At 66.8% G+C, this 12,015-nt stretch carries 11 protein-coding genes and 2 pseudogenes; 5 read left to right on the forward strand and 8 right to left on the reverse strand.

Translation table 11 applies throughout. The features are described from left to right. Positions 1–2: 2 nt before the first annotated feature. From QE394_RS01640 to pheS, 3 genes and pseudogenes are all read right to left on the reverse strand, one after another. A complete protein-coding gene (locus QE394_RS01640) occupies positions 3–686 on the reverse strand; it encodes a 4'-phosphopantetheinyl transferase superfamily protein (RefSeq protein WP_261620788.1) in 684 nt (227 codons plus the stop codon). Between the two features lie 39 nt (positions 687–725). After that, a pseudogene (gene pheT / locus QE394_RS01645) lies at positions 726–3,270 on the reverse strand (phenylalanine--tRNA ligase subunit beta). 2 nt (positions 3,271–3,272) lie between these two features. Further along, positions 3,273–4,334: a phenylalanine--tRNA ligase subunit alpha gene (pheS, locus tag QE394_RS01650; protein ID WP_261620790.1), complete on the reverse strand. Its 1,062-nt coding sequence runs from the start codon at positions 4,332–4,334 to the stop codon at positions 3,273–3,275. Between the two features lie 308 nt (positions 4,335–4,642). On the opposite strand from pheS, the gene QE394_RS01655 reads away from it, so the two are divergent. Genes QE394_RS01655 through QE394_RS01665 form a run of 3 tightly spaced genes read left to right on the forward strand, consistent with a single transcriptional unit; the run spans position 4,643 to position 6,880 of the window. Beyond that, positions 4,643–5,062, forward strand: a complete 420-nt coding sequence (locus QE394_RS01655) for a hypothetical protein (RefSeq protein WP_349035356.1) — start codon at positions 4,643–4,645, stop codon at positions 5,060–5,062. 23 nt (positions 5,063–5,085) lie between these two features. Then, complete coding sequence (locus tag QE394_RS01660) at positions 5,086–5,724, forward strand: SIMPL domain-containing protein (protein ID WP_349033583.1); 639 nt, start codon at positions 5,086–5,088, stop codon at positions 5,722–5,724. Positions 5,725–5,773: 49 nt separating this feature from the next. Continuing rightward, a complete protein-coding gene (locus QE394_RS01665; protein WP_349033584.1) occupies positions 5,774–6,880 on the forward strand; it encodes an Rv2578c family radical SAM protein in 1,107 nt (368 codons plus the stop codon). Between the two features lies 1 nt (position 6,881). Here QE394_RS01665 and QE394_RS01670 read toward each other — a convergent pair whose 3' ends face one another. Further along, the gene (locus QE394_RS01670) at positions 6,882–7,325 is read right to left on the reverse strand and encodes a (deoxy)nucleoside triphosphate pyrophosphohydrolase (RefSeq protein ID WP_349033585.1); all 444 of its coding nucleotides are present in this window, start codon (positions 7,323–7,325) and stop codon (positions 6,882–6,884) included. Positions 7,326–7,493: 168 nt separating this feature from the next. On the opposite strand from QE394_RS01670, the gene QE394_RS01675 reads away from it, so the two are divergent. After that, positions 7,494–8,702: an MFS transporter gene (locus tag QE394_RS01675; protein WP_349033586.1), complete on the forward strand. Its 1,209-nt coding sequence runs from the start codon at positions 7,494–7,496 to the stop codon at positions 8,700–8,702. A gap of 42 nt (positions 8,703–8,744) precedes the next feature. Here QE394_RS01675 and QE394_RS01680 read toward each other — a convergent pair. Then, positions 8,745–9,675: pseudogene (locus tag QE394_RS01680) on the reverse strand (cation diffusion facilitator family transporter). Between the two features lie 193 nt (positions 9,676–9,868). Between QE394_RS01680 and QE394_RS01685 the strand changes: the two are divergent. Next, positions 9,869–10,144 carry a GlsB/YeaQ/YmgE family stress response membrane protein gene (locus QE394_RS01685; RefSeq protein WP_015936694.1) on the forward strand — a complete coding sequence of 92 codons (276 nt, stop codon included), beginning with the start codon at positions 9,869–9,871 and terminating at the stop codon, positions 10,142–10,144. Positions 10,145–10,246: 102 nt separating this feature from the next. On the opposite strand, the gene QE394_RS01690 is transcribed toward QE394_RS01685, so the two are convergent. From QE394_RS01690 to rpmI, 3 genes are all read right to left on the reverse strand, one after another. Then, a complete protein-coding gene (locus tag QE394_RS01690; protein ID WP_349033587.1) occupies positions 10,247–11,140 on the reverse strand; it encodes an RNA methyltransferase in 894 nt (297 codons plus the stop codon). 53 nt (positions 11,141–11,193) lie between these two features. After that, positions 11,194–11,670, reverse strand: coding sequence for a 50S ribosomal protein L20 (gene rplT, locus QE394_RS01695; RefSeq protein ID WP_056083259.1), 477 nt, complete (start codon positions 11,668–11,670; stop codon positions 11,194–11,196). 119 nt (positions 11,671–11,789) lie between these two features. Further along, on the reverse strand, positions 11,790–11,984 hold the full coding sequence (gene rpmI, locus QE394_RS01700; protein ID WP_009358635.1) for a 50S ribosomal protein L35: 195 nt from the start codon (positions 11,982–11,984) through the stop codon (positions 11,790–11,792). Positions 11,985–12,015: the final 31 nt, after the last annotated feature.

The raw sequence follows: 12,015 nt of genomic DNA on the forward strand, positions 1-12,015 counted from the left end.
GCCTAAGGGCGTCCGGGCGTCAGGGAAAGCGCGACGGCGGCCGCCAACTGCGCGGGCAGCCCGGTTTCCGCGGGGGCAAGGTCCCTCAGGCCCGGCAGTTCGCGCACGTCCAGGGACGAGGGCGCTGTACGGAGCCCGTCGCCGGTCATTTTCAGCCACGCCTCTTTCCGGGCCCACAGTTTCGCCTGGGCGGCCGGCCGGCCTTCCGGCGGCACGGTCCGGATGTCCCGGTGTTCAGCGGTGGTCAGTGCCAGCCCGGCAAATCCGCTGAAGTCGGTACGGGCCGGGTCCTCGATGTCCACGCCGAGGCGCACGTCCGGCCCAGCGTCCTGAACGGCGGCAAGGAGGGTCCAGCCGGCGGCCCGGGAGAGGCTCAGTGCCAGCGGCAGCCGGGTGCCCCGGTAGGAGTAGCCGGGCCTGCCGTGGCTGAGGTCCGCGCCTGAGCCGCACTGCGGGCAGCTGTAGCAGGCGTCCAAGCTGGTCACGGCCAGGCCCAGCAGGTCGGCGGCGAACCGGCGCTGGGCCAGTCGGGAGGCGAGGAACCGGTGGCCGGCCGCGGGCTCCATGGCGCGGGCCCGGCGCAGCTCGGCGCAGTCCAGGAGCCGTTCCGAGTCCTGCACCAGCCCGGCGGCGTCGCCGGCAAGCGAAAAGGGCGGGACGGCGTGAACCACAAGTTGTGGAGTCATGCCGTCCCGCCCTTTTTGAATCGCCAGCCGGACCAGCGGCTAGCGCTGGACTGCCCCAAAGCGCTCGGCGGCCAGTGCCACGGCGCCCTCGCGGGCGGCGGACGCTTCGTCAGCCGTCAGTGTACGGTCCGCGGCGCGGAAGCGCAGGCCGAACGCCAGTGACTTCTTGCCGTCTTCGATGCCCTTTCCGGCGTACACGTCGAACAGGGCGACGTCCTCCAGCAGTTCGCCGGCGCCTTCGCGGAGTACGGCGAGGACGTCGTCCGCGGGCACATCGGCGGGTACCACCAGCGCCACGTCCTGGGTGGCCAGCGGGAACGTGGAAATGTGGCGGGCCACAATCACGTCCGGGGCTGCCTCGAACAAGGCGTCGGCGTTGATTTCCAGCGCCACCGAGCGGGCCGGCATGTCAGCGGCTGCCAGCAGCTTGGGGTGAAGCTCGCCGGCGTAACCCACGGTCTCGCCCGTCCGCAGCGACAAGCGTGCGGCGCGGCCCGGGTGGAATGCCTGGTGGCTGCCTTGGCTGGCCACGAGGTCCACCCCCAGGACGTCCCCGGCGAGGCGGGCAATGTCCAGGGCGTCCGCCCAGTCCCACAGCCCGGGGGGCGTGCGCTGCGGCGGCCGGGGAATCATGCCCGGTCAGGACGGCGGCGACGTGGAACGGCTGGTCCGGGACGCCGTCGTACAGCGCATCCAGCACCTCGTCGGCAGGCTTGGCGCCCAGCGGCGGAATCGATTCGGTTCCCGCGGTGTCGCCGGGCAGGAACACCTGCCCGGATTCGAAGATGGCGAGGTCGCGGAAGCCGCGGGAGTGGTTCCGCTTGGCCACCTCGATCAGGCCCGGCAGGACGGAGGTGCGCAGGAAGCCCTGCTCCTCGCTGATGGGGTTGGCCAGCTTGAGCGCGGGCCGGGCGGCACCCTGTTCCGCAACGCCGAACGTGTCGTTGGCGGCCTTGGATACGAACGGGTAGGACAGCACCTCGGTGAGACCGGCGTCCGCCAGCGCCTGGATGAGCCGCCGGCGCTGCTGCTGCAGGCGCGTCAGGCCACGCCCCGGAGGAGCTACCGGCAGCGTGGCGGGAATCTTGTCGTAGCCCACCAGCCGCGCGATTTCCTCGGACAGGTCTTCCTTGGTCTCAAGGTCGTGCCGCCAGCTCGGCGCAGTGACCGTCCAGCCGCCGTCGTGCTTTTCCACCGCAGCGCCGAGGTCCTCCAGGGCGGTAACGATCTGCTCTTCCGAGAAGTCGATGCCGATCCGGGCGGCCGCGAACCCTGCGGGAAGCTCGATGGTGACCGTTTCCGGTGCGGTTCCGACGTCGGTTCCGGCTTCGTCGGCAGTGCCGCCAGCCAGTTCCACCAGGAGGTCCACGACGCGCTGGGCGGCGATACCGGCCACGTGCCAGTCGACGCCGCGCTCGAAGCGCTTGGACGCTTCGGACGGCAGCTTGTGCCGGCGCCGGGAACGGCTGATGGACACCTCATCGAAGTGGGCGGCCTCAACCAGGATGTTCGACGTCGTATCGCCCACCTCGGTTGCCGCGCCGCCCATGACGCCGGCGATGCCGATGGCCCCGGAGTTGTCGGTGATGAGCAGGTCCTCCGGGTCGAGGGTGCGTTCCTTGTCATCGAGCGTGGTGATCTTCTCGCCCGCGGTTGCGCGGCGCACCACGATGTCCCCGGACAGCTTGTCCAGGTCGTAGCAGTGCGTGGGCTGGCCCAGTTCGAGCATGACGTAGTTGGAGATGTCCACGGGAAGGGAAATGGAGCGGATGCCGGCGAGGCGCAGGCGGGACGCCATCCAGGGCGGGGTGGGGCGGCTGGGGTCCACGCCACGGACGGTGCGCGCCACGAAGCGGTCGCAGCCGGGCTTGCCATAGATGGGGGCGTCGTCGTTGAGCTTGACGCCATAGCCGCCGGACAGCACCTCAGGCGCCTGTACCTTGCTGGCGGGGTCCGTGAAAGTGGTTCCCGTGGCGTGCGCGTACTCGCGGGCCGCGCCGCGGATGGAGAAGGCGTAGCCGCGGTCCGGGGTGACGTTGATTTCGGCTGCCTGGTCGTAGAGGCCCAGCAGTTCCATCGCGTCGGTGCCGATTTCCGGATCAAGGCCGATGCGGGAGAGGACCAGGATGCCGTCGTGGTCCTCGCCGATGCCCAGCTCACGGACGGAGGCGATCATGCCGGCGGAAAGGTGTCCGTAGGTCTTGCGGGCAGAGATGCGGAAGTCACCCGGGAGGACGGCGCCCGGGAGCGTGACCACTACCTTGTCGCCTTCCACGAAGTTGTGGGCGCCGCAGATGATGCCCTGGACTCCGGAAGGGTCGATGCCCTCTCCGGTCAGGGTCTGCTCCGCGCCTTCGGGAACCACGCGGACCTGGCACCAGTTAATGGTCTTGCCGTTGGTCTGCGGTTCCTTGACCAGGCTCAGGACCTGGCCCACCACCACCGGCCCCTGCAGGGCATCGGTGGGACGGTGGACGTCCTCTTCTTCGAAGCCGACCTTGACCAGTTCTTCCATGACGTCTTCGGCCGTGGCGCCGGCCGGTACCTCTGCGAATTCACGCAGCCAGGAAAGTGGGATACGCACTGTTAGATCTCCATCCCGAAGTGCTCGCTGAAACGTACATCGCCTTCGATCATGTCGCGCATGTCGCTGACCTCGTTGCGGAACATGAGGGCACGCTCAATGCCCATGCCGAAGGCGAAACCTGAATAGATATCCGGGTCGATGCCGGCAGCACGGAGGACGTTGGGGTTGACCATGCCGCAGCCGCCCCATTCGATCCAGCGCGGACCGCCCTTGGCGCCCGGGTGGAAGATGTCCAGCTCCGCGGACGGCTCGGTGAACGGGAAGTAGTTGGGCCGCAGCCTGACCTTCGCTTCGTCGCCGAACATCTGGCGGGTGAAGTGCTCCAGGGTGCCGAGCAGGTCTGCCATGGACAGTCCCTTGTCGATGGCCAGGCCCTCGAACTGGTGGAACACCGGCGTGTGCGTGGCGTCGAGTTCATCGGTGCGGAACACCTTGCCCGGGCACAGGACGTAGATGGGCAGATCGCGTTCCAGCATGGAACGGACCTGGACCGGGGACGTGTGCGTGCGCATGAGGAGGTGTGCCTCGGGCGGCTCCACGAAGAACGTGTCCTGCATTTCCCGCGCCGGGTGGTCCGGCTTGAAGTTCAGGGCGTCGAAGTTGAACCATTCCGATTCCACCTCCGGGCCTTCTGCGATTTCCCAGCCCATGCCCACGAAAATGTCCGAAACGCGGTCCTGCAGGGTGGACAGCGGGTGCCGGGCGCCGGCACGACGACGGCGGGGCGCGGCGGTGACGTCCACGGTCTCTTCGAGGAGGATCCGGGCGTCGTTCTCGGCTTCCAGGACCGCGGTACGGTCGGCGAGCGCCTTGTTGACCCGGCCGCGGGACGCGCCCATCAGCTTCCCGGCGAGCGCCTTCTGGTCCTTGGGGAGCCTGCCGATTTCACGGTTGGCCAGGCTGAGCGGGGACTTCTCCCCCGTATGCGCAAGCCTCACCGCCTTCAGCTCGTCAAGGGTGGCTGCACCGGCGATGGCGGTGACGGCCTGGTCTACAGCGGCGTTGATGGCGGCTTCATCCGTGGGGTTCGGGATGGCATCGCCCGGCAAAGTTTCAGTCATCTACTGTTCTTAGCTACGAGTTCGTTGGCTGCCGGCGAACAGGGCAGCCTGCACGGTTTCCCGGCGGCGCGTCCGTCACTGGCAGGTCATGGATGAATGCCCGCGGATTCAGTTCTGCAATCCGGTGCATTCAATGACCAGGGCAGGGCCAGCCGGAAAACCGGCAACCACTGCCCTCCAGTCTAGTAGAACGCTCCGGCTACCATGTCCTCATGACATTGCGGCAGCGCCCCGGACGCGTGCGGTACCTGCGCCTGCAAAACTTGCGGCGCCGGTTCCTGCGCGGCCACCCCTTGCACCGGCACTCCCTGACAGCCGGCCAGCGGGCCAGGCAGGCAGCCAACCTGGCTAACGGCAGCACGCTGTTGGGCCTGGCCGTGGCCGGGGCTGCCCGTACCCGCCTGCAGCGCGGTCCGCGCGGCCTGGTCCTGGCCGCCGGTTATGGGTGGCCGTTGCCGGTTGCCGGGGCCTTCACCCTGGGCAACGTGGTGCTGTGCCGCTGCCCGGCCGAAGCCATGCTGGACCGGCCCGAGCTGCTGGGGCACGAGGAGAAGCACTGCTCCCAATACGCCTGGTGCCTGGGCCTTCCCTTCATCCCGCTATACCTGCTGGCCGCGGGGTGGTCGATGCTGCGGACCGGCAATCCGGGGACGGGCAACGTCTTTGAGCGGCGGGCTGGCCTGCTGGCGGGCGGCTATCCGGTACACGGAAAGCGGGCCTGGTCGTGACGCCGGCAGACACCCCCGCACCCATGCGTGATGGCAGCGTGACCGTCACCGGGTCAGGCTGGGCGGACGCTGCCCCGGATGTGGCAGTTGTTTCCATCGGCGTGGAATGCCGCCGCGACTCCGTCGAGGCTGCCTACTCTGCTGCAGGGAGCGCACTGGCGGCCGTCACAGCAGCCTTCCGTGGGCATCGCGTTGCCGCAGCGGACCTGCGGACGGCCGGGCTGAACGTCAGGGCAGATCTCGTGTGGCGGGAGGGCGAAGGCCAGCGGGTCGCGGGGTACGTCGCTGCCAGCACCCTTGCTGTGCAACTGCGGGACGTGGCGGCCGCTTCGCGGATGATCGCCGACGCCACTGCTGCCGGTGGCAATGATGTCCGGCTCAACGGCCTGACCTTCTCACTCTCCGATCCGTCCGCGGTGAAAGAGCGTGCCCGCGCGGCCGCATGGGAGGACGCCAGGGCCGCTGCCGCACAGTACGCCGCCCTTGCCTCTGCCACGCTGGGCAGTGTCCTGTCCGTGTCCGAGCTCGCCGCGGGGCAGGGCCCCGTTCCCGTGGCGGGAATCCAGCGCATGGCCGCGGCCGAAAGCGTGTCCGTGGAGCCCGGGGAAAGCCGGGTGGAAGCGGCTGTCACCGTGGTGTGGGAGCTCAGAGCCGGGCAGTAACAGGCGGCGCCGCCTTGACTTTCATTCGAACATGTTTTCGAATGAAGGCATGAGATGGGACGCGCAGGCACTGCTGCAGGCACCCGGGGACGGTTCTGCTGCCACCCCCGCACTACTTCCGCTTGCCGGCTTGGTCCGTTCCGTCACCACGCCGGAGTTCGCGGGCATCACCTTCCACGAGGTCACCGCAAAATCCGTGCTGAACAGGGTGCCGGCCGGTTCAAAGATGCCGTTTGAGTGGACCGTGAATCCGTACCGCGGCTGCAGTCACGCCTGCGTTTACTGCTTTGCCCGCAAGAGCCACACCTACCTCGATTTTGACGCAGGCGTGGACTTCGACAGCCAGGTGGTGGTCAAGGTTAACGCGGCGGACGTCCTGCGCAAGGAGTTGGCCAGGCCCTCCTGGACTCGGCCGCAGGTGGCACTGGGAACCAACACCGACCCCTACCAGCGTGCGGAGGGCAGGTACCGGCTGATGCCCGGCATCATTGCTGCCCTGGCCGACTCCGGCACTCCCCTGTCAATCCTGACCAAGGGAACGCTGCTGGCGCGGGACATTCCGTTGCTGAAGAGCGCGGCAGCACAGGTCCCTGTAGGCCTGGGCATTTCACTGGCCATGACGGACGAGGCCCTTTCCGAGGCCATAGAACCTGGAACGCCGGGTCCGCGGGCACGGCTCAAGCTCGTTTCCAGGCTCCGGGAGGCGGGTCTTCCGTGCGGCGTCATGGCGATGCCCATCCTGCCGTGGCTCTCGGACAGCGACGAAGCCCTGGACGCCCTTTTCGCTTCGCTGGCCTCAGTCGGAGCCACCGGCGTCAGCGCGGGCGCCCTGTACCTCAAACCCGGCACGCGGGAATGGTTCATGAAGTGGATCGCCGCGAACCATCCGGAGCTGGCTGGCCGCTACCGCCGCCTTTATGGGTCAGGCTCCTACGCGTCCCAGGAGTACAGAACCTGGCTGGCGGGCAAGGTGCGCTACTTCAAGGCACGGCACGGCTTTGCCTTCTCGTCCGGGTTCAGCCACCGGGACCTTGTTCCCCGCGACGAGGAAGCCGAATATCCCGCAGGCATCATTCCCGAAGCACGGCAGGGGCACGGTGCAGGCGCTTCCGCCCCGCACGGTGGTGCTGCGGGCGCTCAGCAGGCCCTCTTCTAGTTCAGCGCCCGTCGGCCGGAACGGCCAGGGAAGCGAGCAATGCACGGACAATCGGGAAGTCCGCCGGTATCCACGGCAACGCCAGGACGGCATCCGGGTCGTCGAGGGGAAGCCAGCGCAACTGGTCATGGTCCTCCAGCGGACGGGGCTCACCGGCGGTAACCTCTGCAGACCAGACGCGCATGGCGGCACGGTCACTTAGCGGCCAGCCGCCGGGTCCGTCAGCAGGAAGCTCCGCCCCCAGGCGGACAACGACGCCGAGCTCCTCCAGCAACTCCCGCCGGAGAGCGGCCTCGGGTTCCTCCCCGGGCTCCACCTTGCCACCGGGGAACTCCCACAGGCCGGCCAATTTTTCGGGCGCATTGCGCCTGGCCACCAGCAGCATGGACGGCCGGGCCAGCCGGTCCACCACCGCACCGCCCACCACCTGTATCAGTTCAGTCACCGCTCCAGTCTATGGGGGACAATGGGAACACCGGCCGGGCTTCCCGGGGAATATCCGTCTCCGGGAAGCAGTTGACCAAATCCGGGCCCGTGGTTCATCCGGGCCGTGCAGCCCCACCGTCGTGGCATGTGTTTCTTCCATCAGCAATCCACTTCGGAAAGCAGGCTTATGAGCAGCGCCACCAAAACGTCCACGGCGGGCCCACTGACGTCCCGCAACCTGGCGCTGGCGATTCTTTCGCTGGCCATGGGCGGCGTCGGCATCGGTGTTACCGAGTTCACCATGATGGGCCTGCTGAAAGAGGTGGAGCAGGGCCTGGGCATCAGCACGCCGGAGGCCGGCCATCTGATTTCCGCCTACGCCCTGGGTGTGGTGGTGGGAGCACCGCTGCTGGCTGCTGTTGGTGCGCGGCTGCCTCGCAAACAACTCGCCCTGGGCCTGCTGCTGTTCTTTACGGTGGCAAACCTGGCATCGTTCGTGGCTCCCGACTACGGCACCATGCTGGTGTCGCGCTTCGCCGCTGGCCTTCCGCACGGCGCGTTCTTCGGTGTTGCGGCGGTCATCGCCGCGTCCCTCGTTCCGCCCACCCGCCGGGGCTGGGCGATTTCGATGGTGATGGCCGGACTGAGCATCTCCAACGTGGTGGGCGTGCCGTTCGCCACCTGGCTCGGGCAGACTTACGGCTGGCGGCTGCTTTTCGTCCTGGTTGGTTTCATCGGGCTGCTGACCCTGGCAATGGTCTGGCGCTTTGTACCCTTCCAGGCTGCCCACCCTGATGCGAGCATCAGGCGTGAGCTCGGCGCTTTGAAGCGGCTTCAGGTGTGGCTGGCCATCCTCATCGGCGTGGTGGGTTTTGGGGGCTTCTTCGCTACCTACACCTACATCGCCCACACCATGACCATGGTGGCCGGGATCCCGTCGTCGCTGATTCCCCTGGTGGTGGCCCTGTACGGCCTGGGCATGGTGGCAGGCAACTTGGTGGGCGGAAGGCTCGCCGACAAGTCGGTGATGGGAACCCTGTACAAGGTTCTGCCCGTCATCGCAGTTGCCCTCGTGGTCTACGCCGTGGCGGTGCACTGGCCGTGGTCGGCACTGCTCATGGTTTTTGTGGTGGGCGCCTCCGGGTCCATGCTGATCCCCGCACTGCAGACCCGGCTGCTGGATGCCTCCCCCGATGCCCCGTCGCTGGCGTCGTCGCTGAACCACGCGGCGCTGAATGTCGCCAATGCCCTGGGCGCCTTCCTCGGCGGCCTCGTCATCGCCCTCGGGTGGGGCTATGTGGCGCCCGCGCTGGTAGGTGCTGTCCTGGCGGTCCTGGGCTTCGGCGTCGCCGTCCTCAGTGGTGTGTTGGAACGCCGGAAGCCGGTGACGGCCTGAACCCAGGTTCCGGCAGGCGCAGCAGCCGGTAAGCCCGCGGAGCTAGCGGTCTTCCAGCGCGGAAGTCCGCTGCAGGTCAGGCTCCAGGTAGATCACGCGCGCTATGGGAACAGCGGTCCGGATCCTTTCCTCCGTGGCGTCGATCGCCGTGGCGATCTGCTCCCCCGTGGAGGACCTGCTGACGGCTATCTTGGCCGCCACCAGAAGTTCTTCCGGTCCAAGGTGCAGCGTCTTAAGGTGGATCAGCCGGCCGCCATCGGACTCGATGGCAGCCGTGATCCTTTCGACGTCCTGCCGCGTGGCGGACTCCCCCACGAGCAGTGACTTGGTTTCCAGCGCAAGCACAACAGCGATGGCGACCAGCAGCAGGCCGATCATGGCCGTTCCCGCGGCATCCCACAGTCCGTTGCCGGTCAGGATAGTCATTCCGACGCCGATCAGTGCGAACGCCAGTCCCAGCAGTGCGCCGAAATCCTCGAGGAGGATCACCGGCAACTCCGGCTGCTTGGCGCTGCGGACGAACCTCACCCAGGACTGCGAGCCGCGGGAGCGGTTGGATTCGCGGATCGCCGTCCGGAAGGAAAAAGCCCTCGGCAAGGATGGCACCCACCAGGACGGCCAGCGGAACCCACCAGAAGTCCCCTTCGATCGCGTGCGGATCGCGGAACTTTTCCCAGGCCTCAAAGAGGGCGAAGAGTCCACCGACGCTGAACAGCACTATGGAGACGATGAAGGCGTAGATATAGCGCTCACGTCCGTACCCGAAGGGGTGCTGGGGACTGGCGGCACGCTGCGACTTCTTGCCGCCCACCAGCAGGAGGAGCTGGTTTCCGGAATCGGCGACGGAGTGGATCGCCTCGGCAAGCATTGATGATGACCTGGTCAGGAAGTAGGCGACGAACTTCAAAGCCGCGATGGACAGGTTGGCGGCCAGTGCCGCAATGATCGCCTTGTTTCCGCCATGTGCAGCCACGGTAGTCCCCTCCAGGGTTCGGGATAGTCGCATCACCGGTCCGGCTTCGTTTTCCGGCCATGCATACCGTACCCACGGTGCTCCCCCGCATGCAGCAGGCACAAGGCCCGCACCTGCTGACTTTACGGGCCCGTTATGTTAGCTTGAGCCTCATCGGGACCATCACGTGCCCGTGAATATATGAGGAGGAAACATGGGTTTTCTTGCTTGGATTATTCTCGGCCTCATCGTTGGGGCCATTGTTAAAGCCGTCATGCCCGGCAGGGTCGGCGGCGGTTGGGTCACCAGCCTGGTTCTGGGTGTGGTGGGCGCCATCGTAGGCGGCTGGATTGGCAGCCTCCTGTTCAACCGGGGCGATCTTGGCTTCTTCGACCTCGGCACTTGGATTCTCGCTATTGTTGGCGGCTTGGTGGTCGCCGGCATCTACGGAGCAATCACTGGCCGGGGCAAGGCAACCCGCGCACCCTAGAAGGCACCGTTAGCGGAATCTGCCGCTGTCCAGGGCCCCGGATCTTCCGGGGCCTTTACTTTTGTCCGGAGGCTTTATGAAATTGTTCCGAGGCAACAGGCGTCAGTTGCGCTGGGACCTGGCACTCGCGTACAGGCAGACGGTGGCAGCCGTTCCGAGGTTCAGGCTTTCGGCGGCTCCGTAGACGGGCACGGCCACGCGGTGGTCAGCCAGTTCAAGCTCTGCCGCGGAGAGCCCCTGCGCCTCGTTTCCGAACAGCCAGGCGGTGGGACTCTCAAGTGGGTACTCCGAACCCGTCGAGGCAGCCCCAAGACGCCGGGCAGCGCTCTGGTCCTGCAGCTGGTCGAGGTTCAGCTGGCCCTGGCCGTCCGCGGCAAGGACCCCAAGACCACGTTCCTTGCACCGCGCCACCAGTTCCTCGATCTCTGCGCCCAGCACCACGGGCAGGTGGAAGAGGGATCCCACAGTCGAGCGGACGGCCTTGGGGTTGTAGATATCGACGCTGGATGCAGTCAGGATGACGGCGTCGGCGCCGGCCGCGTCGGCGGCCCGGAGCACGGTGCCGGCGTTGCCGGGGTCGCGGACCTGGCAGAGCACTGCAACGAGCTGCGGGCCGGCGTCGAGCACCTGGTCGAGGGTCACGTCGAGGAATCCGCAGACCGCGAGAATGCCCTGCGGGGTCACCGTGTCCGCCATCGCGGCGAGAACCTCATCATTGGCCAGGTAGGCGGTGGTGCCCTCAGCGAGAGCTTCCAAGTCGGGGTGCCGGTCCAGGCAGGACTCGCTCGCGTAAACCTCATAGACAATGCCGGGCTCCCCCGCGGCAAGCCTCTCTTGGTGGAGCACCAGGGCTTCGCGCACGGCCTGCGGCCCCTCCGCCAGGAACTCCCGGCGTTTTAAACGGGCCGGGCGCCCGGCAAGCTGTGCCACCTTCCTCACCCGATCAGCTCGAGGATTGGAAAGTGGAAAGTCTTGCGGGCGCCCGGTTTCGTTCATATAAGAACCTTAGTAGCTCTCGCTGCCGGTTCTTGAACGCGTCGTTCGGGGTACTACTCGGCAGCCTCGTCAGCGGCGGCCTTCTTGGCGGCAGGCTTCTTGGCCGCGGCCTTCTTGGCAGCAGGCTTCTTGGCCGGTGCAGCCTCGGCCTGGACAGCGGGAGCGGAGGTGTCGGCAGGCAGCGAGTCCTTGGCAACCTTGACCAGCGCAGCGAAGGCGTTGGCGTCGGAGACGGCCAGTTCAGCCAGCATGCGGCGGTCAACCTCGACCTCAGCGGCCTTCAGGCCCTGGATCAGGCGGTTGTAGGTCAGGCCGTTGGCGCGGGAAGCCGCGTTGATGCGCTGGATCCACAGGCGGCGGAAGTCGCCCTTCTTCTTCTTGCGGTCGCCGTAGCTGTACACAAACGAGTGCAGCAGCTGCTCTTTGGCCTTGCGGTACAGGCGTGAACGCTGTCCACGGTAGCCCTTTGCGCGTTCAAGGATAACCCGGCGCTTCTTGTGGGCGTTGACCGCCCTCTTCACACGTGCCACGTGCGTACTCCTTCGAAAATCTGATCCCAAGCATCTGTCACCGGATGTTCCGGTGGCCTGAGAAGGCTTTTTGGCAATTGACCGACTACCGGACGGCAGTCAGCCAGAGAACTTGGAAATTAGATGCCGAGCATCTTCCGGATGACCTTGGCGTCGCCCTTGAAGACGATCTTGTCGCCGGCGAGGCGGCGGGTCAGCCTGGAGGACTTGTGCTCGAGGTAGTGGCGGCGGTTGGCCTGCTGGCGGCGCAGCTTGCCACTGCCGGTCAACTTGAAGCGCTTCTTAGCACCGCTGTGGGTCTTCATCTTCGGCATGGGAACCGATCTCCTTACGTATCCGCAGGCT

The organism is Pseudarthrobacter sp. SORGH_AS 212 (genome assembly GCF_030818145.1).
Taxonomy (GTDB): Bacteria; Actinomycetota; Actinomycetes; order Actinomycetales; family Micrococcaceae; genus Arthrobacter.

Coding starts and splice junctions, on each gene's coding strand:
- QE394_RS01660 (WP_349033583.1), top strand. CDS start 5,086: ATGCGTGATGGCAGCGTGACCGTCACCGGGTCAGGCTGGGCGGACGCT.
- QE394_RS01665 (WP_349033584.1), top strand. CDS start 5,774: ATGAGATGGGACGCGCAGGCACTGCTGCAGGCACCCGGGGACGGTTCT.
- rpmI (WP_009358635.1), bottom strand. CDS start 11,984: ATGCCGAAGATGAAGACCCACAGCGGTGCTAAGAAGCGCTTCAAGTTG.
- QE394_RS01690 (WP_349033587.1), bottom strand. CDS start 11,140: ATGAACGAAACCGGGCGCCCGCAAGACTTTCCACTTTCCAATCCTCGA.
- QE394_RS01685 (WP_015936694.1), top strand. CDS start 9,869: ATGGGTTTTCTTGCTTGGATTATTCTCGGCCTCATCGTTGGGGCCATT.
- pheS (WP_261620790.1), bottom strand. CDS start 4,334: ATGACTGAAACTTTGCCGGGCGATGCCATCCCGAACCCCACGGATGAA.
- QE394_RS01640 (WP_261620788.1), bottom strand. CDS start 686: ATGACTCCACAACTTGTGGTTCACGCCGTCCCGCCCTTTTCGCTTGCC.
- QE394_RS01675 (WP_349033586.1), top strand. CDS start 7,494: ATGAGCAGCGCCACCAAAACGTCCACGGCGGGCCCACTGACGTCCCGC.